This is a genomic window from Falsirhodobacter sp. 1013, assembly GCF_051195255.1.
In the GTDB taxonomy this organism is placed as follows: Bacteria; Pseudomonadota; Alphaproteobacteria; order Rhodobacterales; family Rhodobacteraceae; genus Falsirhodobacter.
Map to the genome: position 1 here is coordinate 1 of NZ_JBNJLK010000003.1, position 22659 is coordinate 22659.

General features: G+C 65.5%; 22 protein-coding genes, 1 tRNA gene and 1 pseudogene. 12 read left to right on the top strand and 12 right to left on the bottom strand.

The features are described from left to right. Positions 1 to 77: transfer RNA gene (locus ACSHZY_RS06245), tRNA-Met, on the top strand. A 191-nt stretch (positions 78 to 268) separates the two neighbouring features. Here ACSHZY_RS06245 and ACSHZY_RS06250 read toward each other — a convergent pair. Together ACSHZY_RS06250 and ACSHZY_RS06255 are read right to left on the bottom strand one after the other, a co-directional pair. Next, a complete protein-coding gene (locus ACSHZY_RS06250) occupies positions 269 to 634 on the bottom strand; it encodes a hypothetical protein (protein WP_435166969.1) in 366 nt (121 codons plus the stop codon). Next, complete coding sequence (locus ACSHZY_RS06255; protein ID WP_435166971.1) at positions 603 to 1016, bottom strand: hypothetical protein; 414 nt, start codon at positions 1014 to 1016, stop codon at positions 603 to 605. The genes ACSHZY_RS06250 and ACSHZY_RS06255 overlap by 32 nt, the downstream gene beginning before the upstream one ends. A gap of 25 nt (positions 1017 to 1041) precedes the next feature. Here ACSHZY_RS06255 and ACSHZY_RS06260 point away from each other — a divergent pair. Beyond that, positions 1042 to 1128 (top strand): annotated as a pseudogene (locus ACSHZY_RS06260) (IS5/IS1182 family transposase); the annotation flags it as partial. Positions 1129 to 1137: 9 nt separating this feature from the next. On the opposite strand, the gene ACSHZY_RS06265 reads toward ACSHZY_RS06260, so the two are convergent. From ACSHZY_RS06265 to minC, 4 genes are all read right to left on the bottom strand, one after another. Next, complete coding sequence (locus ACSHZY_RS06265) at positions 1138 to 2031, bottom strand: glycosyltransferase family 8 protein (protein ID WP_435166973.1); 894 nt, start codon at positions 2029 to 2031, stop codon at positions 1138 to 1140. 1106 nt (positions 2032 to 3137) lie between these two features. Then, positions 3138 to 3413: a cell division topological specificity factor MinE gene (gene minE / locus ACSHZY_RS06270; RefSeq protein WP_435166975.1), complete on the bottom strand. Its 276-nt coding sequence runs from the start codon at positions 3411 to 3413 to the stop codon at positions 3138 to 3140. After that, positions 3410 to 4258 (bottom strand): septum site-determining protein MinD, encoded by an 849-nt coding sequence (minD, locus tag ACSHZY_RS06275; RefSeq protein WP_435166977.1) that lies wholly within the window; start codon positions 4256 to 4258, stop codon positions 3410 to 3412. Before minD ends, minE begins: the two co-directional genes overlap by 4 nt. Next, entirely contained in the window at positions 4255 to 5010 is a 756-nt protein-coding gene (gene minC, locus ACSHZY_RS06280) for a septum site-determining protein MinC (protein ID WP_435166979.1), read from the bottom strand. Before minC ends, minD begins: the two co-directional genes overlap by 4 nt. 286 nt (positions 5011 to 5296) lie before the next feature. On the opposite strand from minC, the gene ACSHZY_RS06285 reads away from it, so the two are divergent. Then, the gene (locus tag ACSHZY_RS06285) at positions 5297 to 6136 is read left to right on the top strand and encodes a type 1 glutamine amidotransferase (protein WP_435166981.1); all 840 of its coding nucleotides are present in this window, start codon (positions 5297 to 5299) and stop codon (positions 6134 to 6136) included. 2 nt (positions 6137 to 6138) lie between these two features. On the opposite strand, the gene ACSHZY_RS06290 is transcribed toward ACSHZY_RS06285, so the two are convergent. After that, positions 6139 to 7206 (bottom strand): sensor histidine kinase, encoded by a 1068-nt coding sequence (locus ACSHZY_RS06290; protein ID WP_435166983.1) that lies wholly within the window; start codon positions 7204 to 7206, stop codon positions 6139 to 6141. 241 nt (positions 7207 to 7447) lie between these two features. Between ACSHZY_RS06290 and ACSHZY_RS06295 the strand changes: the two genes are divergently transcribed. Both ACSHZY_RS06295 and ACSHZY_RS06300 read left to right on the top strand, forming a co-directional pair. Continuing rightward, positions 7448 to 7840: a hypothetical protein gene (locus tag ACSHZY_RS06295; protein WP_435166985.1), complete on the top strand. Its 393-nt coding sequence runs from the start codon at positions 7448 to 7450 to the stop codon at positions 7838 to 7840. A 133-nt stretch (positions 7841 to 7973) separates the two neighbouring features. Further along, positions 7974 to 9041 (top strand): M42 family metallopeptidase, encoded by a 1068-nt coding sequence (locus ACSHZY_RS06300; protein ID WP_435166987.1) that lies wholly within the window; start codon positions 7974 to 7976, stop codon positions 9039 to 9041. Here the strand turns inward: ACSHZY_RS06300 and ACSHZY_RS06305 are convergent. The 3 genes from ACSHZY_RS06305 to ACSHZY_RS06315 all read right to left on the bottom strand — a co-directional run bounded on the left by ACSHZY_RS06305 (position 9019) and on the right by ACSHZY_RS06315 (position 11688). After that, positions 9019 to 10410, bottom strand: coding sequence for a DUF2254 domain-containing protein (locus ACSHZY_RS06305; protein ID WP_435166989.1), 1392 nt, complete (start codon positions 10408 to 10410; stop codon positions 9019 to 9021). The genes ACSHZY_RS06300 and ACSHZY_RS06305 overlap by 23 nt on opposite strands. A 35-nt stretch (positions 10411 to 10445) precedes the next feature. Then, on the bottom strand, positions 10446 to 10946 hold the full coding sequence (locus ACSHZY_RS06310) for a ferritin-like domain-containing protein (protein ID WP_435166991.1): 501 nt from the start codon (positions 10944 to 10946) through the stop codon (positions 10446 to 10448). Positions 10947 to 11088: 142 nt separating this feature from the next. Then, positions 11089 to 11688 carry a nitroreductase family protein gene (locus ACSHZY_RS06315; protein ID WP_435166993.1) on the bottom strand — a complete coding sequence of 200 codons (600 nt, stop codon included), beginning with the start codon at positions 11686 to 11688 and terminating at the stop codon, positions 11089 to 11091. Between the two features lie 237 nt (positions 11689 to 11925). On the opposite strand from ACSHZY_RS06315, the gene ACSHZY_RS06320 reads away from it, so the two are divergent. From ACSHZY_RS06320 to ACSHZY_RS06335, 4 genes are read left to right on the top strand one after another with little or no spacing between them, the layout of a single operon-like run. After that, positions 11926 to 13191, top strand: a complete 1266-nt coding sequence (locus ACSHZY_RS06320) for an ABC transporter substrate-binding protein (RefSeq protein WP_435166995.1) — start codon at positions 11926 to 11928, stop codon at positions 13189 to 13191. 22 nt (positions 13192 to 13213) lie between these two features. Continuing rightward, positions 13214 to 14209, top strand: coding sequence for a carbohydrate ABC transporter permease (locus tag ACSHZY_RS06325; RefSeq protein ID WP_435166997.1), 996 nt, complete (start codon positions 13214 to 13216; stop codon positions 14207 to 14209). Then, a complete protein-coding gene (locus ACSHZY_RS06330) occupies positions 14209 to 15261 on the top strand; it encodes a carbohydrate ABC transporter permease (RefSeq protein WP_435166999.1) in 1053 nt (350 codons plus the stop codon). Before ACSHZY_RS06325 ends, ACSHZY_RS06330 begins: the two co-directional genes overlap by 1 nt. Further along, complete coding sequence (locus tag ACSHZY_RS06335) at positions 15258 to 16280, top strand: ABC transporter ATP-binding protein (protein ID WP_435167001.1); 1023 nt, start codon at positions 15258 to 15260, stop codon at positions 16278 to 16280. Before ACSHZY_RS06330 ends, ACSHZY_RS06335 begins: the two co-directional genes overlap by 4 nt. On the opposite strand, the gene ACSHZY_RS06340 is transcribed toward ACSHZY_RS06335, so the two are convergent. Further along, a complete protein-coding gene (locus ACSHZY_RS06340; RefSeq protein WP_435167003.1) occupies positions 16277 to 17263 on the bottom strand; it encodes a Gfo/Idh/MocA family protein in 987 nt (328 codons plus the stop codon). The genes ACSHZY_RS06335 and ACSHZY_RS06340 overlap by 4 nt on opposite strands. Continuing rightward, entirely contained in the window at positions 17260 to 18252 is a 993-nt protein-coding gene (locus ACSHZY_RS06345; RefSeq protein WP_435167005.1) for an MDR/zinc-dependent alcohol dehydrogenase-like family protein, read from the bottom strand. The genes ACSHZY_RS06340 and ACSHZY_RS06345 overlap by 4 nt, the downstream gene beginning before the upstream one ends. Before the next feature lie 235 nt (positions 18253 to 18487). Here ACSHZY_RS06345 and ACSHZY_RS06350 point away from each other — a divergent pair, with 235 nt between their 5' ends. From ACSHZY_RS06350 to ACSHZY_RS06360, 3 genes are read left to right on the top strand one after another with little or no spacing between them, the layout of a single operon-like run. Next, positions 18488 to 19594 (top strand): NAD-dependent epimerase/dehydratase family protein, encoded by a 1107-nt coding sequence (locus ACSHZY_RS06350; protein ID WP_435167007.1) that lies wholly within the window; start codon positions 18488 to 18490, stop codon positions 19592 to 19594. Continuing rightward, positions 19591 to 21582, top strand: coding sequence for an SDR family NAD(P)-dependent oxidoreductase (locus ACSHZY_RS06355; RefSeq protein ID WP_435167010.1), 1992 nt, complete (start codon positions 19591 to 19593; stop codon positions 21580 to 21582). Before ACSHZY_RS06350 ends, ACSHZY_RS06355 begins: the two co-directional genes overlap by 4 nt. Then, positions 21579 to 22658 (top strand): glycosyltransferase family 4 protein, encoded by a 1080-nt coding sequence (locus ACSHZY_RS06360; protein ID WP_435167012.1) that lies wholly within the window; start codon positions 21579 to 21581, stop codon positions 22656 to 22658. The genes ACSHZY_RS06355 and ACSHZY_RS06360 overlap by 4 nt, the downstream gene beginning before the upstream one ends. Position 22659: the final 1 nt, after the last annotated feature.

Below are 22659 nucleotides of genomic sequence, written 5' to 3' on the forward strand. Positions count from 1 at the left end.
CGCGGGATGGAGCAGCCCGGTAGCTCGTCAGGCTCATAACCTGAAGGTCGCAGGTTCAAATCCTGCTCCCGCAACCACTCTAACTTGCAAAGAGGCCTCACCTCCGACACCACGCCCCGCAAACCGCGGGGCTTTTTGTTGTTCCGCAGGTGGCTGTCCGGAACATGCCCGCCGTCGGTCAGGGACAGAATGGCGGCCAGTTCGCCGACCAACTCGATGTGGTGACCGTCCGGTGCGTTCGCGTCTGGAACCAGACGGGCCTCGGAAATCAGGCCTCGCAAGGCTCCGTCGCCTGAAGCTGGATTGCCGGATCCGACAAGGACGCCGCCAGGTTCGCGATCTTCTCACGGTAGCTATCTGTCATCCCGGGATGCAGCCGCAGAGCAGGGGGGTCGGGTGTCTGTGCAAGTTCGGAAGACAGTTGCGCCTTCTCGACCTTCAGCTCTTCCATCCGTGTCTTCATCGACGGGTCATACATCCCGTCTTCGATCGCCGACAGGATCTCCGCGATCTTCCGCTCCACCAGCGTGAGGTCACGTTCGGTCTTGGCGCGTTGTGCGACCTGACCGGCCTGCGCGTCGTTCCAGGCGCGGCGGTGTTCTTCAATGAACACCGCCACAAGGTCCGGATGCATCAGGCGGTCCTTCAGACCGCCCAGCACACGGTCTTCGACCTCGTCGCGTTCGATAGGTCGCGCGGTTGGTGCAGATCGCGAGACCCTTGTTGCGGGAGCCGGAGCAGCCGTAAAGGGTCTTGTTGATCAGAGTGTAGGTGGCGCCGCCGCCGCACTTGATCAGGCCGGACAGCAGGAACTTCGGGCGGCGTGCGAGATCGCGCCGCAGCGGCGTGTCGTCCGAAGCGGCGAAGTTCATCATCTCCCGCACGTCGTCTTGTCGTGCCTTCACCCGGTGCCACAGGTCATCCCCGATGATCCGCAGGTGCTCGACGTCCTCGATGATCCATTCCTCGGGCGGATTGGGCCGAGCCTGACGCTTGCCGCTCGACGGGTCCTTCACGAAGCGCTGCCGGTTCCAGACAAGACGGCACGTCGCAACCCGCTATGACCGCTGTCCACAGGTCTTCCTGTCCGCCATCGCCCTCGCCGCAACCGTCATCTACTGGTCATGAATCCTGACCCTAGGCGAAGAATTTGCTTGGATGGCGTTTTTTGAAGATCTCTAGCCGTAGTTTGTAAACGAGGATAGCATATCGTCTGCGACGCCACTTGTCTTTCGATAGCGGCTGCCAAGGCTTTTCCGCGCCATGGAAGTGATACACACTCGTCTTCTGGTGTTGGACTTCCTCGCCTGAATAGCCATGGGCAGAAATCCATTTCCGTTGACGCGCGTCGCGGCCCCAAGATGCGTTCCAGGCGGGATTGAGATGCTTGATCCGTCCCCGGAAAAGTTCGTTCAGATAATCTTGGTCCACCGTCGTGTACTTTATCGCCCGCTGGAATTGATGCATTGCCTCATATATCCCGGCTTCCCTCCGGATTGCAGCGCAGTCCAAGAGCAGCACGCCCGAATTGATGTAACTGTCAGCAGGGTAAGGGGAGACGATCTTCGCTACGTCATGCCCTTTATCCGATTCCCGGCCTGCGTGAAGAAGGCTGGCACCTCTGAGGCGGCCGTAGTCGCGCACGCCTCCGATGAGGGCGCCGTCCAGTTCCATGTCGAACAGGGGAGCGAGGTCACGGCGGACCCACGTGTCGCCATCAAGGTAGATAACCCGACCTTCCACGTAATCCGGAAGAAGAAGCCGAGATAATGCCGCCTTCGGAACATGATTGCCTTGGGGCTTTGCGGAACGAAAATGAGCGTCCGTCAATGGGTGAAACTGAATCGAAACTTCTGCATCATCGGCGATGCGCTGCAGAAAGTTGACCGCTTCGCCGGTAAGGGATACGCTAAGGATATCCACATGGCCTACCCCCGGAGTAGCTGATAGGGCCGAGGCGAGGGAGAACCCGGTTGGCCCTACAAGGCCCATGTTGGTACCGTAGGCGATCCGGATATTGCGCTTTGTCATAATGCTCTGCTTGCTGGCGGGTGAATGGGCTTTGAAACCAATCGGTTTAGGCGTGGCAACGATTTCTAGAAACGAAAGTGAACATATTGTACAAGGCTTCAAGTTCCTGATCGTCGGGGTCTCTTCACCAGCCTCTTGATAACTGTCGGTAAGAAGCGCCCACTCGCTTGTTCTCACTCAAAGGCCACAAGTATGTCTCCCCGAAACTTGGGGTCAAGGAAGATTGGAAAGATGTCTTCTGAAGGGGCATGAACGCTGTCTCTACTCCGAGGCACATGTTGCAGGGTCATAAACCGGTAGCCGGGTGTCCTTGTTCTTGCAGAAGGTGAGCGAGTAAACGCAAGCCATCAAGGCAGTCCAATGGAACAAGATGGCGCACTAGACGATCAGACGGTTCTTGCGACTTGGCATACATCTTGCCGGCATCGGCGCGGATCAGGCTGGCACGGGTGGCGAAGGCGCGGCCGCCAACCCGGCATTTCCGCGGGGGACGACCGGCACGCACACTTGGTCCAGCGGTCGCTGTTGCGGATGCGGCTGTGCCAGTTCTTATAGAACGTCGAATGGTACCGCCGTGTTCAGGTGGAGCGGCATGACCACCGATAGGGCAGGTCCACAAGACCTACTCGCAGATCCGCCGCCAGCACCGGATGCCAAAACCGCGGCCGAAAAACAGCATGCGGATCATCAGCTCAGGATCCCACGAAGGTCGGGCCGGCTGCTGTAGAACGGCGCAAGATGCTGCTGGCGAGTGCAATCCAGATCAACAGAGCGGGCGATGGCCCGGACAAGATGGTCCTGCGGGACATGATCCCAGCGAGAATTGTAAAACAACGCCCGATTATGACCTGTGTGCCCAAGGCTTCTTTGCAGCCATGGCGCGACTTTCAACGGTTAGCAGGAATGTCGATCGTGAGCAGAGGAGGTTGGAAGCAAATGCGGCAGCCGGTCCTTTTGCGAACATGTGCCGGCGAAATATTCGGCGTGCCGGCACGGGGGACGAGATCTGGAGGCCTGCTCCGTTATAACGACAGCTATCCGACGCTTCAGGCGCGCGTCGGAGGCAGCGCAGGCCCGGATCGTTCCGGGCCTGCCAAGGCAATCCCTCAGCCCGCCTTCGAAGCGGCCTTCGGCAACTCGATGTTGATCTCCAAGCTCGACATCTGGTCGCCGCGTTCCATGCGGACTTCGACATCCTTGTCGCCGATCTCGACGTATTTGCGGATGGCGGCGACGATGTCGCGCTGCAGCATGGGCAGATAATCCGCGCCGCCGGTGCTGCCGCTGCTGCGTTCATGCGCCAGAAGGATCTGCAGGCGGTCCTTTGCGGTTTGCGCGCTCTTGGGCTGCCGCTTCTTGCGGCCGAAGCTGAACAGGCTCATGACGACCGTCCGAACAGGCGCTTGAACAGGCCGGGGCGCGGCTCTTCCACGATGCGCATTTCCAACTCGGTTCCCGTCAGGCGGGTCACGGCGTCCTCATAAGCTTGGGCTGCGGCGGAAGGACCGTCCAGCACGACCGGAGTGCCCACGTTCGATGCCCGCAGGATCGCCTTGCTTTCCGGGATGACGCCCAGCAGCGGCACGGCGAGGATCTCCAGCACGTCCTCGACGGTCATCATCTCGCCGATCTCGACGCGCGCCTGGTCGTAGCGCGTGATCAGCACCTGCGCCTTGATCGGCTCGGCGCCCGCGGTTTCGGCCCGCTTCGTCTGGCTGCTCAGCAGGCCCAGAACGCGGTCGCTGTCGCGCACCGACGACACTTCGGGGTTCGTCACCACCACCGCCTCGTCGGCGAAATACATCGCCAGCTGGGCGCCGCGCTCGATGCCCGCAGGGCTGTCGCACACGATGTAGTCGAACTCGCTCTTCAGCTCGTTCAGGATCTGCTCCACGCCCTCTTTCGTCAGGGCGTCCTTGTCGCGCGTCTGCGAGGTGGGCAGGATCGACAGGGTGTCCAGCCGCTTGTCCTTGATCAGCGCCTGCTTCAGCTTCGCATCGCCCTGGATGACGTTGATGAAGTCGAAGACGACCCGGCGTTCGCAGCCCATGATCATGTCCAGGTTGCGCAGGCCGACGTCGAAATCGACCACGACCGTCTTGAAGCCCTTCTTGGCCAGCGCCGCCGAAATGGCCGCGGAGGAAGTCGTCTTGCCCACGCCCCCCTTGCCCGAGGTGATCACGATGACCCGCCCGAGGGGCGGCTTGTCCTTGGGTTCCGTCGTCATGATATCACCTCCATGCAAAGTTTTTCATCCTCCAGATATATGTGCGTGCAGCGTTGGCGGGCTGCATCTTCCAGCGTCTCGCTGGTCTGGTAAAGGCCGGCGATGGCCACCAGTTCGGCGTTCAGGCTTTGGCAGAAGATGTGCGCATCCTCGTTCCCGTGGCAGCCGGCCATGGCGCGGCCCCGCAGCGAACCATAGACGTGGATGTTTCCCGCAGCCACCAGTTCCGCGCCCGAGGCGACGGACCCGATCACCGTAAGATCTCCATGTTCCGCCACGACCATCTGGCCCGACCGTATCGGCGACCGGATGACCTTGTTTTCCACCGGCCGGGGGGCATCGGCTGCCGCCGCCGCAACGGGCGCCGGGTCCGCGTCGCGGGCAATCGGCGCTTCGCGCCCCGAGGGGAGGGCGATCAGGCCCAGCGTCTGCAGCAGCGACGCATCGAAGCCCGCCGCGTTCTGCACGCCGAAGACACGCAGGTCGCGCCGGCGCAGATTGTCCACCAGATCGCGCATCCGGTCGGCCGCGCCAAAGCCGGGGGCGTTGACGAAGTCCAGCACGATCGGCGCGCCAAGGAAGAGTTGCGGCGACCGGCTCAGCTGATCGTCCAGTTGGGCATAGAAGGGGCCGTCCGCGCTTTCGGTGTCGATGCGAAGCGCAAGCGCCGTCAGGAAGCGGCCGCGCACCTGGAAGGCGGCGACCGTTGCCGGCCCGGGGTCACGACGGGTCCGGGCGTATCGGTCTGACACGTCGAAACTGCTCCTGCTAAAAGGCGGTCCTGCGAATCGCGGCCGCTCCGCTGTTGTTGAACGTTCATTGTCACGAACCGGCGGCCGCACAAAGAAGCCGCTCGTGTCTTCAGCAGGAACCCGCCAATTTGTAAAGGTCGCGGAACCTTCCGGCGACAGAAATATCATGGTCCCACGGGGCCATACCGTTCCAGAACACGATCACGCGACATTCCACGATCGGCTTGAACAGAACCGCCATTCGAACGTTGTCCCCGGCATCCCTTCACAACGGACCCATCCCCACGTGACACTCCGCGTCCTCGTCGTCGCCAGCGAAACCGCCGATCAACGTCAGACCCGACGCGAATCCTCCGGCGCTGCCTCCCATGAAAGCTATGTGGACGCGCTTCGGCAACTGCGTCCGGACCTTCAGGTCGCCACCGTGTCCTGCGTGGAGAGGGAGGATCCCCTGACGGTGGAGGAGTTGCGCGCCTTTGACGGCATCTTCTTTGCCGGATCGCCCATCCAGATGCATCAGGACACGGCCGAAGCCGATGAGGCGGTCCGCTTCATGACCTCCGTGTTCGAGGCGGGGACGCCGGCCTTCGGGTCCTGCGCGGGCCTTCAGATCGCCGTGGCCGCCGCAGGGGGGAAGACGGGCCCCCGCGGTCCGCACATGGAAGCCGGCTTTGCCCGCAATATCACGAAGACTGATGCCGGCCTGTCCCATCCCCTGCTGCGGGGCCGCCCCACCGTCTGGACCGCCCCCGCGATGCATTCCAGCGTCGTGAAGACGCTGCCGCCAGACGCCACCGTCCTCGCCTCCAACGCCGACACGCCGGTGGAGGCGGCGGAAATCCGGCACCGCAACGGGACCTTCTGGGGCGTGCAATATCATCCCGAACTGACCTTGGCCGAAATCGGCACCGCCTTGCAGCGCCAGGCGCCCGACCTGATCGAGGAAGGTCTGGCGCGGGACAAGGCCGCCATCGACGATCATGTGCGAAAGCTGCAAGCGCTGCATGACGATCCGGATCGGCGCGATCTGGCTTGGCAACTGGGGCTGGACAAGGACGTGACGGAAGACGCGCAGCGGCGGCTGGAGTTGGAGAACTTCCTTCGGATGCTGGAGGAGCGTCGCTGAGGTCAGCCCGCGTGGCGCGCCGTCAGCTGGCAGATCACGCCTTCAGGCGGGTAGTGCACCGCCATGTCGCCATGAAACTCTGCCGCCAGAAGCTGCTTCACAAGAAAGCTTCCGAAGCCCCGCTTCTGCGGCGGCTCCACCCGCGGGCCGCCCACCTCTCGCCAGCAGAAGGTGAAGCGCTTGTCGGCGCTCTCCTCCTCCAGTGACCAGTGAACCAGAACGCGGCCGGTGTCGACGGACAGGGCGCCGTATTTCGTGGAATTGGTGGCCAGTTCATACAGCGCCAGCGTCAGCGCAAAGGTTTCGTTGTCGTTCAGCGGAATGCGGGGGCCCGAGATGTCGAAGCGCCGCCCCATCCCGTCCATCCGGTCGCGCAGATGGCCCACCACTTCGTCCACCGTGGCCTGCGCGTTGACGCGCAGGGACAGGATCTCCTGCGCGTGGCCCATGTCGGTCAGGCGCATCACCAGCCGGTCGCGCAGATCCTCCACCGAGGTGGCCTGGCGCGCGATCTGGCGCACGATGGCCGTCACCAGGGTGTAGGAGTTCTTCATGCGGTGCACCAGCTCGCGGTTGCTGATGGCGGCCTTGCGCTCGAACCGCACCCGCTCTGTCGTTTCCATGACCGTGTCAATGAAGCCGCAGACGGTTCCATCCTCATCCCGCACCGGGCTGTAGGAGAAGGTGAAGAACGCCTCGCTCAGTCCCGAGGCGTCGCGGCGGACGGTCAGGGGGAAGTCCTTGATGAAGGTGGTCTGCCCCGACAGCGCCTTGGCGGCGATGGGCCCGATGGAGGGCCACGCCTCCTCCCATATGAGGGAGAAGGGCAGGCCGAGGCAGTCGCCCTTGTCGCCCAGGATCGGCACGAAGGCGTCGTTGTAGATGGCGATGTGCTGCGGACCCCAGCACAGGCACTTGGCAAACCCCGATCCCAGCGTCAGCCCCACCGCGATCTTCAGCGCGGGCGGCCAGCCGTCGATCGGGCCAAGGGGCGTGCAGGACCAGTCATGTTCCGCCACGCGCCGCGCCATGGGAACGTTGAGATCCAGGAAGGAGCGGGACGCCAACATGATCGTTTCTTCCTGAGCCACTTTCGTCAGCCACACCAGATTTCAGGTCCATTTGGTCACGGAAACGCTGGAAAGGCAATGGGTTGCCACCGTACCAACCGGCGGCGGATCGTCTGGAAAGGGCCGTGGCCTGGGGGCGGGCGCAGGCCCGCCGATCTTGCCGATGATGCAGCCGCGGGCAACCCCGTACGCTAACGCACGGAAGCTGGGCACCCGCACCCCCGGTGCTAACCTTGTTGTCATGACGGACCCTGTGCAACGAACCCTGTTCCTTCGCCCCGACTCCCTCCCGGACAAGCGCCCGCGACCGTCCGGAACGGCGCCCGCCAGTCCCTCGCCGTCGCAGGGCCTTCCGGACTTCCCTCCCGACATCGTGGTGGTGGAAGAGATGGCGCACCTGCCTGCGGACGTCTGGACCCGTCTGGACGGCACAGGCCTTTCGGTCCTTGCCGCCCCCGGCGTGGACTGCGCGTTCCTTCTTCTGAAGCACTTCCCCGCCGCACGGATCGTCTGCATCCCCACAAGGCCGGGGGACGAGCCGCAGGCCTGGGATCTCGCGTCTTATGTCCGCTTCAAGGCCCCCCATATCGGGATCGTGCTTCTGGGCGACGGCGTTCTTGCCCCCGACCTTTGATTTTCGCCCGTGGCCAATGTCTGCAACTGCGGGATGCGGGACCGGAACCTGCCCGACCTCCTCCGGGCGCTGGCTATGCGCCCGGACTGACCGTCCGAACATCCCCCTCTGTACCCATGAAGGTATGATCGACATGACCTGTCTCTCCCTCGACTTCCTCAAGGACCTGATCGCCGCCCCGTCGCCCAGCGGCTATGAAAAGTTTGTGGCGCGGCTGTACCGCGACTATGTCACCCCCTTTGCCGACGAGGTGCGGACGGACGTCATGGGCAACGTCACAGCCATCCTGAACCCGCAGGCGACGATGAAGATCATGCTGGCCGCCCACATGGACGAGATCGGGTTCATCATCCACCACATCGGATCGGATGGGCTCTTGTATTTCAGCCCCATCGGCGGCCACGACGCGACGACTCCCTTGGGCCAGCGCGTCTGGGTGCATGGCCGGTCGCGCATTCCGGGCGTGGTGGGGCGCGAGGCCATCCACCTTCTGGACCCGACCGAGGTCGGGCAGAAGCCGGCGATGGAGGACCTCTGGATCGACATCGGCGCCAGCACGCGTGAGGAGGTGGAGGCTCTTATCACGCTGGGGGACGTCGTGACCTTCCAGTACGAATTCCAGCCCTTGATGGGGGACCGCGTGACCGGCCGCGCTTTCGACAACAAGGCTGGCCTGCTGATCATCGCGGAAGCGCTGCGGATGCTGCGCCAAGAGGGCGGTCTGGACCTGAACGTCGGCGTCTATGCCGTGGCGACGGTGCAGGAGGAGATCGGGTCGCGGGGGGCGGAAACGGCGGCCTATGCCATCGCGCCTCAATCGGGACTGGCGGTGGACATGGGGCAGGCGACCGATTACCGCGACGCCCTGACCTCGCGCTATGGCCGGTTCGACATCGGGATGGGGCCGGCCATCGACCGCGGCGCGAACACCAACCACGAGGTGTTCCGCCTTTTGTCCGAAGCGGCGGCCGAGGAGAAAATCGCCTACCAGATCCACGCCACCGGCAGCACCACCCCGACCGACGCGCAGGCATTGCAAACCAACCGCGGCGGCATGGCAACGGGCCTGCTGAGCGTCCCGCTCCGCTACATGCACACACCCAGCGAGGTGATCAGCCTGAAGGACGTGGAGGCGACGGCCCGCCTGATGGCCGCCTATTGCCGCCGGATCACGCCCTTCACGGATTTCCGCCCGCACTAGGGCAGGCCAGCCGTTCCAGCGCGCGGCCGGCCTGCGCGCGGACATCCTGCAGATCCTGGCTGTTGGCCACCTCCCGCTCCGCATCCTCCAGCACGGCCTGGACCTGTTCTTCCAGATACCCACGCTGTTCGTCCGTGACCGCGCTGTGGGCCATCTGCTCCAAGGCCTTCAGCAGGTGGATCAGCACGAAGGGCTTGGCCGCCGCCGTCTGGCGGATCTGGCTGAACGAGGCTTTCAGAAGGCTCCGGAAGCTCAGCGGCGGAAAGAGGATCCTCAGGGTGCCTTGGTTGTCCCGCAAGGCGCCGGAGGGGAGTTCGCAGGCGAAAAGCTGCGACCAGGACGAGGTCAGCCGCTGAACGACGGCCACGGCCGTGTAGGGGTCGTTGATCGCGGGCGACATGGCCCTCATCGCGATCTCCACCAGATGCCGGATGGAATATTCCAGATCCTGCACCGGCGTCCGATGCACCCCAAGGGACACGGAATCCTGCAGGATGCGGGCCAGTTCGGGCGTCAGCCGTTCCGGCGGATGGACGCGGATCGGGTCGGCATCGGGCACCGCGAAATCCCCCGTCTGGAACGGCAGGAGGATCAGCGCGTCGGCCTGTTGCGCGGCGGCCAGCATGGTGCCGAACTCGATCACCTGCACATAGCCGGCCCGCTCCAGCCGGACCGTGGCCGCGTGTTCGATCAGGCCTTTGGGAAGGGCGGCCGGGGGGGCATGCGCCACATCCGCCCGCTTCAGCGCCACCACGCTGTTGTCCAGTTCGTTCCCTACCGTCTGGACCAGCGACTCCGACACGATCGAGGTGGCCAGCGCGTGGATGTAGACCACAAGAAGGGCAAGGCTGACCACCGACATCGCGACGGCCAGCGACACGGACATGTAGGCCGAAGCCGGATCGCTGCTGGGCCGATCCCCGAGGGAGGTCAGCACAAGCAGGCAATAGACGCTCGTCATCATGAACGTGCCCAGCACGGTCTGCGTCTGGAAGCTGGCCATGAAGTTGCGGATCAGGCGAGGCCCGAACTGGCTGGCCGCCAGCGTCAGGACCACCATCGTGATGGAGAAGACGAGGCTCGCCATCGTGATCATCGAGGTCAGCAGCGTCGCCAGAAGTTCGCGCGCCTGATCGGGCGCGCCCACATAGGTGATGTGACGCAGCGGGCCCAATTGCGCCGCCGCGACATGGGGATCGATCAAGACGGAAAGCATATAGAGGACCGCTGCGATCCCCGTCATCAGGGCGGGAAGCGGCCAAAGGCTGGTGCGCAGGTTGTCCGCCCATCGCCGCAACAGGTTGCCATGCCAGAGGGCCATCGCAGCCACCTCCCCAATGTCCACAAGGATCCGGCCGGGTCGCCCCATGCGGCGGGGGCCCGCGAGGCGGGCCCCTTGGGCAATCAGGCGGCTTCGCCGGTGGCGGCGGAGTTGATCACGGACTCGGCCAGCATGGTCAGCTTCTCGTCCGTGGCGGTTTCTTCCTGCAGCGTCTGGTCCAGAAGCGTCACCGCCTCGTCCATGCCCAGCTTCTCGGCCCAGGCCTTCAGCGTGCCGTAGCGGCTGATCTCGTAATGCTCGACCGCCTGCGCCGCAGCCAGAAGGCCCGCGTCATGCGCCGGGCTGCCCTTGAACTCGTCCATGATCTCGGACGCTTCCGAGATGATGCCCTCGATCGCGTCGCAGGTCTTGCCGCGGGGGCGCTTGCCGATCAGCTCGAACACCTGGTTCAGGCGTTCCACCTGGCCTTGGGTTTCTTCCTCGTGCTGCTCGAACGCGGCCTTCAGCTCGGGGTTCTGCGCGGCCTTCGCCATCTTGCGCAGGTTCGTCGTCAGCTTCTTCTCGGCGTAGTAGACGTCTTTCAGCGTTTCGTGAAACAGCGTGTCGAGGGTCTTGTCAGCCATCGGTCATCTCCATCATGTCGCGGCACCGGAAGGATCCGGACCGGGTTTCGGATTGCGAGAGACAACCGGCGTGGCACGGGCCCGGTTCCATGGGTAAGACCCCTGAGGATGGGGTGCGCCCCGCGAAGGGGCGCAGCCCGGATCAGCCGAAGGTGCGGAAGCGGTCGGCGTCGTCCATGAACGTTTTGTCGCCGAAGGGCTTCTCGTTCGATCCGAAGGGCATCTGCGCGCGCAGCTTCCAGCTTTCCGGAAGGCCCCAGGTGCTGGTGACGGCCGCGTCGATCAGCGGGTTGTAGTGCTGAAGGCTGGCGCCGATGCCGGCATCGGCCAGCGTGTTCCAGACGGCCAGTTGCGCCATGCCGCCCGATTGTTCGGCAAAGCCCGGGAAGTTGTCGGCGTAAAGCGGGAACTTCTGCTGCAGCGACTGGATCGTGGCCTGATCCTCGAAGAACAGGACGGTGCCCGCCCCGGCGGCAAAGCTGTCGATCTTGGCGTCCGTGCTGGCAAAGGCGTCCGCCGGCACGATGGCCCGCAGCGTGTCCTTCACGAGGGTCCAGAGCTTCACATGCTCGTCCCCGAACAGGATCACGGCGCGGGAGCTTTGCGAGTTGAACGAGGACGGCGCCTGGCGCACCGCTTCGCGCACAAGGGCGTCCACCTCGTCCTTGGACAAGGGCAGCGACTTGCCCAGCGCGTATTGCGTGCGGCGGTTGCGCAGGGATTGGATCGTCGGGTTGGTCATGGCATCCTCATGTATTCCGGCTGCGTCCAGAGGTGACGTCTGCGGGGCGGGGCGTCAATCTGCTCTGGCGCAGGTTGGGATGTGCGGTCGGGACAGAGGTCGTCCAAAGGACCCTTGCCCGAAGACAGGCTTTCTTTCCGCCCAAGGGATCGGTATCTGGCACGGCATGAACAAGACCTTTCCCCATGGCGGGCTATCTTCCGGCCCAGCGACACGAGGCGGCCCATGCGGGGGATCATGAACGTTCGGACAACCCTTCTTGCGGCACTCTTCCTTGGCGCGGCCACGGTGGCGCAGGCGCAGACGGAACTGCGCTTTGCCTGCTATGCCGATGGCAACGAATGTGAGGTTTACCGCGACCTTCTGGACGGGTTCGAAAAGGCCAATCCCGACATCTCGGTGCTGGTGGACGTGGTGCCCTATCGCTCCGGCATCCTGGAAGGCCTGCCCGTCACGCTGGAGGCGGGGGAGGGCCCGGACGTGGCCCGCGTGACCGATATCACCGGCCTGTCCCGCCACCTTCTGGACATCCGCCCTTATCTGGCCGATCCGGCCTACTGGGAAGACGACTTCTACCCGTCGGCCCTTGTGCGGATGCGGTTGCACAACGACCCGCAGGGCATCTTCGGCTTTCCGAACCAGATCACGATGACCATCGGCTATGTCAACGTGTCCCTGTTCGAACAGGCGGGCGTGCCGGTGCCGGACGCCTCCGCCACATGGGACGACTGGGCCGAAGCCACGCGGCAGGTGAAGGACAGGCTGGACCTGTATTCCGGCATGACGATGGACCGGGCCTTTCATCGCGCCATTCCCGGCACCGTGGCCTATGGCGCGCGGTATTACGATGACGCGGGCCATCTTCAGGTGGTGGATGACGGCGTGCGCGCCTTCGCGCGGCGTCTGGTGGACTGGCACCGCGAACGCCTGATGCCGCTGGACATCTGGCCCGCCGCCTCGGGTTCGCAGGTCGTGCCGGGCGCCGACCTGTTCGAGAATTCGGAAACGGCCTTCCTTTTGTCCGGGTCGTGGCTGCTGCCGCGCTTGTCGCGCAATGTCAGCGGGATCTTCGACTGGCGCGCCGTGCCCAACCCTTGCGGCGATGCGGGCTGCCTTGGTGGCATGGCGGGCGGTTCGGCCATCGTCGGCTTCCGTCACACCGCCCATCCGCGCGAAGTGGCCCGCATGCTGGACTATCTTGCCAGCCCTCCGGTGCTGGCGGCCTTCGCCGCCCGCACCCTTCAGGTGCCGGGACAACTGGACCTGCTGAAGGCGGGCGTTCCCTATCAGACCGACGATCCCGCCGTGGCCCGTTCGCTGGAGGTAATCGAGGGCGAGGTGGCTCGCGTCTCCCCCGTGATCCAGAAGCTGGAGGTGGAGCCGCTGCAACGCCGCATCCTCGATTCCGGCACGGCGAACCTTGGCCTTGCCACCAGCGGGGAGATCGGTGTCGAGGCCGCGCTCGATCGCATGACCCGCGAAATCGACAGCGCTATCAATTGAACCGGAAAGACGACGGATGGCCATGAACCCCCTGAACGCGGTCGGACGATGGACGGTCGATCTGACGGACCGCCCCATGCGGTGGCTGCAATCGCGCGTGGGCGTCCGGCGGATGGCCTTCCTGTTCCTTTTGCCGAACTTCCTGGCGCTGGCCGTCTTCGTCTTCCTGCCGATGCTGCTGAACGTCGTCTATGCGGTGACGGACGGCAACCGCGTCCTGCCGACGGAACGGGCCTTCGTGGGCCTCCAGCACTTCCGCACGCTGTTTTCCTGCGCCAACTACCTAGATCCCGCCACCTGCGCGCCCGAGGTGTTCTTCTTCTGGCGCGGCCTTTACAACACCGTCTTCTTCGTCGTGATCGAGGTGGTGTGCATGGTTGGCTTCTCGCTCGCCACGGCTTTGGTCCTGAACCGGCTGGTGCGGGCACAGGGGTTCTGGCGGGCGGTGTTCTTCTATCCGGTGATGCTGTCGCCCGTGGTGGTGGCGCTGATCTGGAAGTGGATCCTCGACCGGCAGGGCCTTTTGAACGGCACGCTGGACCGGCTGGGTCTGGACGGGCTGCCCTGGCTTCTGGACGCGCATTGGGCGATGTTCTGGTCGATCTTCATCTATGTCTGGGCCCATGCGGGGTTCTACACCCTCATCATCCTCGCCGGTCTTCAGGCCATTCCGAAGGACCTGTACGAGGCGGCGAGCCTGGAATCCGACCGCCCCTTCACGAACGGACGCATCTTCCGCAAGGTGACGCTGCCGCTGCTGATGCCGACGCTGCTGTCGGTGTCGGTCATCGCCGTAACCAAGGCCTTCCAGGTGTTTGACGAGGTGTGGGTCCTGACGCGCGGCGGCCCCGGCACCGCCACCACCTTCGTGCTGCAATCGATCTACGAGACCGGCTTCACCACGGCGCCCCGCGAATACGGGCTGGCCGCGGCCATGTCGATCCTCCTCGCCCTGATCATCTTCCTGCTGACAGGGTTGCAACTTGTTCTTTCGAATCGCCGGATGGAGGATCGCTGATGGGCATCGTCACGTTCCTGGGCCGCCGCGCAGGCGGGCGGAAGGCCGGCTTCACCGACTGGGTCTGCTACGCCTATCTGACGGTGGCGTTCCTGACGATCGCGTTGCCGGTGATCTGGCTGGTGCTGTCCTCGTTCAAGCCGGAAAGCGAGCTGACGCAGTATCCGCCTACCATCCTGCCCAACGCCCCCATCCTGCTGGAGATCGAGGGCCAGCCCCGCCCGCTGCCCGCCTATACGGTCGAGGGGCGGGAGGGCGTGTTCGGCCTGCGCGCGCAGGTGGGCCGCATCGCCGTGCTGATCGACCCCGACCCGCCCCACGAACAGGTGCGGGTGGAGGCGACGGCGATCACCCGCCTGTCCGAACCGCATCTGGAAACCTCCAACTACACCGAGCCGCTGACGGCGCGCCTGTCGGCCTTCGATTTCCCGCGGTTCCTTTACAACAGCGCCTTCGTGACGATCATCGCCACGATCCTGTCGGTGGTGATGAACTCCATGGCGGGCTACGCGCTCAGCCGCTACAAGTTCCGCAGCCGGATGGGCTTCCTGCTGCTGGTCGTGGCCGCGCTGATGATCCCGCAGACGGTGATTCTGGTGCCGCTGTTCCTGGTGGTGAACAGCGTCGGTCTTTACGACAGCCTTTGGGGCGCGATCCTGCCGGTGGCGGCCACGCCCGTCGGCATCTTCCTGATGCGGCAATACATGCTGACCCTGCCCGAGGACCTGTTCGAGGCTGCGCGCATCGACGGCGGATCGGAATGGCAGCTGTTCTGGCGCATCGCCGTGCCGCTGTCGATGCCCGCCATCGCGGTGCTGGCGATCCTGTCGGTCATCTGGCGGTGGAACGACTTCCTCTGGCCGCTGATCGTGCTGCAACGGTCGGAAAACTACACGCTGCAACTCGGCCTCAACGCCTTTCAGGGGGAGTTCGAGGTGCAATGGCATTACCTGCTGGCCATGGCGGTTCTGTCGCTTCTGCCCGTCACGCTGATCTTCGCCTTCCTGCAGAAGTCGATCACGGGCGGCATCGCAACCACGGGGATGAAATGACGATCCAGATGAAACCCGCGGGCCTTGCCCTGAACGGGGTGGTCAAGCGCTTCGGCCCGACCGAGGTGATCCACGCCCTGGACCTGGTGGTGGAGCCGGGGGAGCTTTGCGTTCTTGTCGGCCCTTCCGGCTGCGGCAAGTCCACCCTTCTGCGCATGATCGCGGGGCTGGAGGAGACGACGGCGGGCACCATCGAGATCAACGGCCGGGACGTGACCCGTGCGGAATCCGCCCAGCGGGGCGTGGCGATGGTCTTCCAGTCCTATGCCCTGTATCCGCATCTGACGGTGCGGCAGAACATGGGCTTTGGGCTGGAGCTGGCCGGCCGCCCCAAGGCCGAGATCCGCGCCAAGGTGGACGCAGCCGCCGACATCCTGCGCATGACCGACTACATGGACCGCAAGCCCAAGGCCCTGTCGGGTGGGCAGCGGCAGCGCGTGGCCATCGGCCGCGCCATTGTGCGCCAGCCCGACCTGTTCCTTCTGGACGAACCCCTGTCCAACCTTGATGCCGAGTTGCGCAACGAGATGCGGGTGGAGATCGCCCGCCTGCACAAGGAACTGGGCGTGACCATGGTTTACGTCACCCACGACCAGGTGGAGGCTATGACCATGGCCGACAAGATCGTCGTCCTGAACGGCGGGCGGATCGAGCAGGCGGGCCGGCCCATGGACCTGTATCGCGATCCGCAGACGGCTTTCGTCGCGAGCTTCATCGGATCACCGCGCATGAACTTCCTGAACGGCGCCGCGCTGGGCGAGCCTTCGGTTCCCACTTGGGGCATCCGGCCGGAGCATCTGGAGATTTCCACCACCCATGGCGACTGGCCCGCCACGGTGGATCTGGTGGAAAACCTCGGTTCGGAAACGCTGGTGCATCTTCAGGCGGACGGCATCGGCCGCGTCATCGTGAAGCTGGGACGCGACGCGACGTTCGAAACGGGGGCGCGGGTGTTCCTGACCCCCGATCCGGCTGCCGTCCGGCGCTTCGGCGCGGACGGCCAGCCCCTGCGCCCCTAGCGGGCGCCGGTGGCGTAGATGTCGTCGATGACGCGGGACAGTTCGACATAGTGTTCCGCCGCCGGATCGAAGGACGTGTCCTGCCCAAGGCGCGTGGCCCAGTCGCGGATCATGGCAATGCCCCACGGGTCGGGCGGGGCGGCAATGCGCTCGCTGGTCGTGCCGCGATGCCGCCGCGCTTCGAAGTCGTAGAAGTCGCCGCCCGGATTGGTCAGGGACAGGCCGCCTTCGGTGCCGTGGAAATGCGCCTCGATCACCGCCTCGCGCCCGGCATGCAGGTTCCAGGAACAGGCCAGCCGCAGCGTGGTGCCGTCTTCGGTCCGCAGGGTGGCGCTGGCATAATCCTCCACCGCGTCCGGGGACACGCCCGCCGCGCCCTTGCCATAGATTTCCGCGGTGGTGCAGGTCACCTTCGGGAAGTCCAGGCACCAGAGCGCGGAGTCCACAAGGTGGACCCCCAGATCCATCAGCGGCCCGCCCCCCGATTGCGCCTTGTCGTAGAACCACGGCTTGCCGGGGCCATAGGCGTTGTGGAAGACCAGATCGACGGCAAAGACCTTCCCGATCTCGCCCCGCTGCAAGGCGGCGCGGATGGCGCGCAGGGCCGCCGTGCCGCGATAGGACAGATCCACATGCAGCAGGCGGTTTCCGGCGCGGGCCGTATCCACCACTTCGCGCACTTCGGCGGCGCTGCGGCCAAGAGGCTTCTGGCAGAAGACGGCGCAACCGGCCTTCAACGCCGCAATGGACTGTTCGGCGTGCAGCGCGGAAGGCGTGGCGATCACCACGCCGTCGGGTTTGGTGGCCAGCGCCTCCTCCAGCGTCTCGCACACCAGCGCCTGCGGGGCGAGGGGGGAGGCTTCCTCGCGCGACTCCGGGAACGGGTCGGCCAAAGCGACAGGCTCCACCAGATCGAGGATGCCTTCCATGCGGTGACGGCCGATCCAGCCCAGACCCACGAAGGCCACGCGTGGCCGGCTCATGCGCAGGCCACCCAGGCCTTCACCAGCCCGTCGGGCTTGTCCCGTGTCGCGTCCAGCGCCTGATCCAGCGCTTCCAGCGGGAACATGTGCGTCAGCAGCGGGCCGGGGTCCAGACGGCCGGCCTCGATCGCCTTGATCGCCTCGTGCACGCCGTTCAGGCATTTGTCGAGGCTGCGTTCGTGGGCGTTGATCACGTCGATCCCGCGCCAGTTCCAGTTCTGCATGTTCACTTGGCGCGGCCCGTCCTGATGATAGCCCGCGATCACCAGACGCCCGCCTTCGGCCACGATCTCTCCGGCCAGATCCAGCGGCCATTGCTTGCCCACCGCTTCGATCACCACGTCGCAGAAGCGGTGGTCGGTCAATTCGGCGACCTCGTGGATGATGGCGTGATGATCCTCCATCGGGATGGTGCGGGCGGCGCCCATCTGCCGCGCCAGCGCCAGCGAGGTGTCGCGGCGCGAGATGGCGATCACGTCTGCCCCCACATTCGATGCCAGCCGCGTCAGCGCCGCGCCAAGGAAGCCGACACCGATGATCGCCACGCGGTCCCCCGCGCGGATGCCCGACCGCAGGAAGATGTTCATCGCACAGCCGAAGGCCTCGCCGGGGAAGGGGCCCGCGATGCGGTCGGGCAAGGGGATCACGCGGCCGGCGTCCACCACCTCATGCGTGGCGTATCCGCATTGGCCAAGGAAGGTTACCCGCTGGCCCACGGAAAGGCCCGTGACGCCCGCGCCCAGACGTTCGACCCGGCCCCAGCCTTCATGGCCCATGCCGCCGGGATCGGTGGGGTAGTTCATCCAGTCCGGCCCCGCCCAGGGTTCCAGGTTCGACGCGCACACGCCGCAACCTTCCAGCCGCACCAGAACCTGCCCGTCGGCCGGAACCGGAAGGGGCATCTCCTCCATCCGGACCTGGCCGGGCGCGATCACGCGCATCGCGCGCATGGCGGTGGTGTCGGGGGCGAAGGCGGGCGGCTGGTTCATCGGCGACCTCATCATATTCGGCGGACAGGGGTCCAACGGTTCATCTTCTGGCGGGTTCCTCCCAAGCGGATGGCGGTGCCGGAAGATGTTGATCCTGTTGAGGAAGATGTCGCGCCGTTTGCAAAAACAAGGGCTTCGCCGGAGGAAGCCCGGTTTGGGGTGTGAAATCCGACGGAACCGCATCCGCAAGTCAGCCGTTGTTCCCGCAGGTCACGACATAGTGAGGGAATTGCGGATGGCGAAGGTGCTCATTACGGGCGGGTGCGGATTCATCGGTCGGCACGTGGCCGAGGAGATGCTGGCACATGGGCATGAGGTCCGTCTGTACGACGCGATGATCGCCCAGGTCCACGGCGACGCGACGCCGGACCTTCCCCAGGGGGCAGAACTTGTCCGCGGCGACATGCAGGACGCCAGCGGCGTGCGCGCGGCCCTGAACGGCTGCGACGGCGTCATCCACCTTGCGGCCGAAGTCGGCGTTGGCCAGTCCATGTACGAGATCGCCCGCTATGTCGGCGCCAACGACCTTGGCACCGCCGTCCTGCTGGAGGCGATGCTGGCCCATCCCGTCCAGCGCATCGTCGTCGCCTCGTCCATGAGCGTGTACGGCGAAGGCTATTACGCGCTGCCCGACGGCACCCTTCTGGAAAACGTGCGCCGCAAGCCGGCCGAGGTGCGGGCCGGCCAGTGGAACGCCGTGGCCCCCGACGGCCGGCCGCTGGTGCCCACCGCCACGAACGAACACAAGCGCGTCGACCTCGCCTCCATCTACGCGCTGACGAAATACGCGCAGGAGCGGGAGGTCATGATCTTCGGCGAGGCCTATGACGTCGACGCCGTGGCGCTGCGCCTGTTCAACGTCTTCGGCGCGGGGCAGGCGCTGTCCAACCCCTACACGGGCGTTCTGGCAAACTTCGCCTCGCGTCTGGCGTCGGGCGAACGGCCCACGATCTTCGAGGATGGCGAACAGCGCCGCGACTTCGTCCATGTGCGCGACGTGGCCCGCGCGTTCCGCCTGGCCTATGAAAAGCCCGAAGCGGCGGGGGAGCTGTTCAACATCGGGTCGGGCAGCGCCTATACCGTGACGCAGGTGGCGACCCTTCTGGCCGAGGCGATGAACCTGCCGCACCTGACGCCCGAGATCACGGGCAAGTACCGTTCGGGCGACATCCGCAACTGCTTTGCCGATATCTCCAAGGCCCGTGACCTTCTCGGGTTCGAACCGAAGGAGAAGCTGGAGAATTCGCTGGATGAGTTCGTGGCCTGGGTCGGCGGCGAGGTGGTCGTCGATCGCGGCGCCGAGATGCGGCGCCATCTGGAGGAGCGGAGGCTCGTTTCATGAGGGGCTACGGCTTTGCCGAATGGTTCCGCCCCGGCGAACATGACCGGGTGGAGGCGGTGCTGCCAGAAATCCTCGCGTCCGGCGCGTCCCACCTTCGCACCCATGTCAGCTGGGCCGAATACCTCGCCCCCGGCGGCAAGGACTGGTTCGACTGGCTGATCCCCAAGCTGGGTGGCCAGATCGACCTGCTGCCCTGCATCCATTACACGCCCCCGTCGCTGTCGCGGAACGGGCGGACAACGGGCGCGCCGAAGGTGCTGAAGGATTACGCCGATTTCATCGATCACGTGCTGACCCGTCACGGTCGGCACTTTTCGCATGTGGAGCTGTGGAACGAGCCGAACAACCTCCTCGACTGGGACTGGCGAGCCGATCACGACTACCAGCTGTTCTGCGAGATGGTGGGCGGCGCGGCCTACTGGATCAAGCAGCGCGGCTGGAAAACCGTTCTGGGCGGGCCGTGCCCGTTCGACCCGCTGTGGCTGGACCTGATGGGCCAGCGCGGCGTGCTGGAACAATGCGACGCGGTGGGCTTCCACGGCTTCCCCGGCACATGGGACAGCGAGGAAGGCGCCTGGCGCGGCTGGGATATGCATCTGGGCGAGATGCGGGCCATCCTCGCCCGCTATGGCGCGCCGGAGCTGTGGATCACCGAAGCCGGCTATTCCACCTGGCGCGGCGACCAGATGGAACAGGCGCGCCGCTTTGCCAAGGTGATGGAGGCGCCAGCCGATCGCCTCTACTGGTACGCGTGGCGCGACCTGCCCAAGACGGTGGCCGTGCAGGAAGGCTTCTGGTTCGACCCGCGCCATTACCACATGGGCGCGGTGGAGGCCGAGGGCCAGCCGAAGCTGCTGGCGCGCCTGCTGACCGATGGCGGCCTTGCCCGCGTGCGCGAGGTGACGCATCTGGCCGCGCCGTCGCTGGCCAAGGCGGTGAAGCCGGTGGTGATCACCGGCGGCAGCGGGTTCATCGGGTCCAATCTGGCCGACAGCTTCCTGAACGACGGGCATGACGTGATCGTCGTGGACAACCTGTCGCGGCCCGGGGTGGACCAGAACCTGCGCTGGCTGGCGGACCGTCACGGCGACCGGGTGCATCCCATGCCCGCCGACCTGCGGGACGAAGCCGCGATGCGCGACGCCATCCGCGACGCGCAGGCCGTGATCCATCTGGCCGGCCAGACGGCCGTCACGACCAGCCTGACCGCGCCCATCGACGACTTCGAGATCAACGCCCGCGGCACCGTCAACGTGTTGGAAGCCATTCGCGCCACGGGGCGGCCGGTGCCGATCGTCTTCGCCTCCACCAACAAGGTGTATGGCGCGCTGGACGATCTGCGGATGCTGGAAACCGACGACCGCTACGTCCCCGCCGACGCGCGGGTGCGCGAAAACGGCATTGCCGAGGATCGTCCGCTGGACTTCTGCACGCCCTACGGCTGCTCCAAGGGCGTGGCGGACCAGTACGTGCTGGATTACGCCAAAAGCTACGGCATCCCTTCGGCCGTGCTGCGGATGTCCTGCATCTATGGCCCCCGCCAGTTTGGGACCGAGGATCAGGGCTGGGTCGCCCACTTCCTGATCCGCGCCCTAATGGGAGAGGCGATTTCGGTCTATGGCAACGGCAAGCAGGTGCGCGACATCCTGCACGTCTCGGACGCGGTCGCGGCCTATCGCGGCGTGCTGGACAACATCGGCAAGCTGAAGGGGCGGGCGTTCAACCTTGGCGGCGGGGTCGCGAACTCCGTCAGCCTGAAGACCGTCCTGCACGAGATCGAACGCGTGGTGAACCATCCGGTGCCGCTGGGCTTTTCCGACTGGCGGCAGGGGGACCAGTTCTATTTCGTGGCGGACACGGGCCTTCTGCAGCGGGAAATCGGCTGGCAGGCCAAGGTCGGCTGGCGCGAGGGCGTGGCCGACCTGGCCCGCTGGCTGCGCGAGAACCGCACCTTCCCGGACATCGAGCCGACGCGGGTCCGCGCATGAGGTTTCGCCTCCTCATGACGCTGGACGCGGCAGGGGGGGTGTGGCGCTACGCCATGGATCTGGCGCGTGCGTTGCCGGGGATGGAGGTGGTGTTTCTGGGTTTCGGCCCGCCGCCATCCCCCGACCGCCGGAAGGAAGCGGAGGCGCTGGGCGCTCTGGACTGGGCGGACCTGCCGCTGGACTGGACCGTGACCGACGCTGCGGCGCTGACGGGGGTGCCGGACGCCGTGGCGCAGGCGGCGGCGCGGCATAAGGTGGATCTGATCCACCTGAACCTGCCAACCCATGCCGCAGGCTTGCAGGTGAACGTGCCGGTGGTGGCGGTCAGCCATTCCTGCGTGTCCACATGGTTCCGCGTGGTTCGCAACAGCGGGCTGCCTGACGGTTGGGAATGGCAACGCGACCTGAACATGGCCGGGTTGCGGCGGGCCGATGCGGTGGTGGCACCCTCGGCCTCGCACGCGGCGCTTTTGCGGCAGGTCTATGGAGCGTTGGATGTGACCGTGGTGCCGAACGCCACGCTGGCCCCGCCCACCCAGACGGCCGACCGGCCGAGGGTCGCGGCCTCCGGTCGCTGGTGGGACGATGGCAAGAATGGCACCATGCTGGATCAGGCGGCGGCGCAGATGACCTGGCCCGTGACCCTTCTGGGGCCGTTGGAGGGGCCCACGGGGCAGCGCTTCACCCCCCGCCACGCCACCGCCGCCGGCAACCTGCCGCATGGGGACGCGCTGGACTTGATGCGGGATGCGGGGATCTTCGTGTCCCCCTCGCTTTACGAACCGTTCGGTCTGGCCGTGGCGGAAGCCGCGCGCGCCGCGATCCCGCTGGTACTGGCCGACATCCCGACCTTCCGGGAGCTTTGGGACGGCGCCGCGATCTTCTTCCCGCCAACCGATGCTTCCGCGCTGGCGCAGGCCGTCAACGGGCTGGCCGGCGATCCCGACTTGCGCCGCCGGATGGGGCAGGCGGCGCAGCGCCGTTCCCTGCGCTTTGTCCCGCAGGCGCAGGCCGACGCCATGCTGGCGATCTATTCGCGACTGTTCGAACCGCAACGACAAGCCGCCACGAGGTGAC

Excerpts from the sequence above, each read along its gene's own strand:
- ACSHZY_RS06325 (WP_435166997.1), top strand. The coding sequence starts at position 13,214 with ATGAACCCCCTGAACGCGGTCGGACGATGGACGGTCGATCTGACGGAC.
- ACSHZY_RS06290 (WP_435166983.1), bottom strand. The coding sequence starts at position 7,206 with ATGTTGGCGTCCCGCTCCTTCCTGGATCTCAACGTTCCCATGGCGCGG.
- ACSHZY_RS06300 (WP_435166987.1), top strand. The coding sequence starts at position 7,974 with ATGACCTGTCTCTCCCTCGACTTCCTCAAGGACCTGATCGCCGCCCCG.
- ACSHZY_RS06320 (WP_435166995.1), top strand. The coding sequence starts at position 11,926 with ATGAACGTTCGGACAACCCTTCTTGCGGCACTCTTCCTTGGCGCGGCC.
- ACSHZY_RS06340 (WP_435167003.1), bottom strand. The coding sequence starts at position 17,263 with ATGAGCCGGCCACGCGTGGCCTTCGTGGGTCTGGGCTGGATCGGCCGT.
- ACSHZY_RS06305 (WP_435166989.1), bottom strand. The coding sequence starts at position 10,410 with ATGGGGCGACCCGGCCGGATCCTTGTGGACATTGGGGAGGTGGCTGCG.
- ACSHZY_RS06355 (WP_435167010.1), top strand. The coding sequence starts at position 19,591 with ATGAGGGGCTACGGCTTTGCCGAATGGTTCCGCCCCGGCGAACATGAC.
- ACSHZY_RS06350 (WP_435167007.1), top strand. The coding sequence starts at position 18,488 with ATGGCGAAGGTGCTCATTACGGGCGGGTGCGGATTCATCGGTCGGCAC.
- minE (WP_435166975.1), bottom strand. The coding sequence starts at position 3,413 with ATGAGCCTGTTCAGCTTCGGCCGCAAGAAGCGGCAGCCCAAGAGCGCG.
- ACSHZY_RS06310 (WP_435166991.1), bottom strand. The coding sequence starts at position 10,946 with ATGGCTGACAAGACCCTCGACACGCTGTTTCACGAAACGCTGAAAGAC.
- ACSHZY_RS06345 (WP_435167005.1), bottom strand. The coding sequence starts at position 18,252 with ATGAACCAGCCGCCCGCCTTCGCCCCCGACACCACCGCCATGCGCGCG.
- minD (WP_435166977.1), bottom strand. The coding sequence starts at position 4,258 with ATGACGACGGAACCCAAGGACAAGCCGCCCCTCGGGCGGGTCATCGTG.
- ACSHZY_RS06330 (WP_435166999.1), top strand. The coding sequence starts at position 14,209 with ATGGGCATCGTCACGTTCCTGGGCCGCCGCGCAGGCGGGCGGAAGGCC.
- ACSHZY_RS06265 (WP_435166973.1), bottom strand. The coding sequence starts at position 2,031 with ATGACAAAGCGCAATATCCGGATCGCCTACGGTACCAACATGGGCCTT.
- ACSHZY_RS06295 (WP_435166985.1), top strand. The coding sequence starts at position 7,448 with ATGACGGACCCTGTGCAACGAACCCTGTTCCTTCGCCCCGACTCCCTC.
- ACSHZY_RS06250 (WP_435166969.1), bottom strand. The coding sequence starts at position 634 with ATGCATCCGGACCTTGTGGCGGTGTTCATTGAAGAACACCGCCGCGCC.
- ACSHZY_RS06360 (WP_435167012.1), top strand. The coding sequence starts at position 21,579 with ATGAGGTTTCGCCTCCTCATGACGCTGGACGCGGCAGGGGGGGTGTGG.
- ACSHZY_RS06315 (WP_435166993.1), bottom strand. The coding sequence starts at position 11,688 with ATGACCAACCCGACGATCCAATCCCTGCGCAACCGCCGCACGCAATAC.
- ACSHZY_RS06335 (WP_435167001.1), top strand. The coding sequence starts at position 15,258 with ATGACGATCCAGATGAAACCCGCGGGCCTTGCCCTGAACGGGGTGGTC.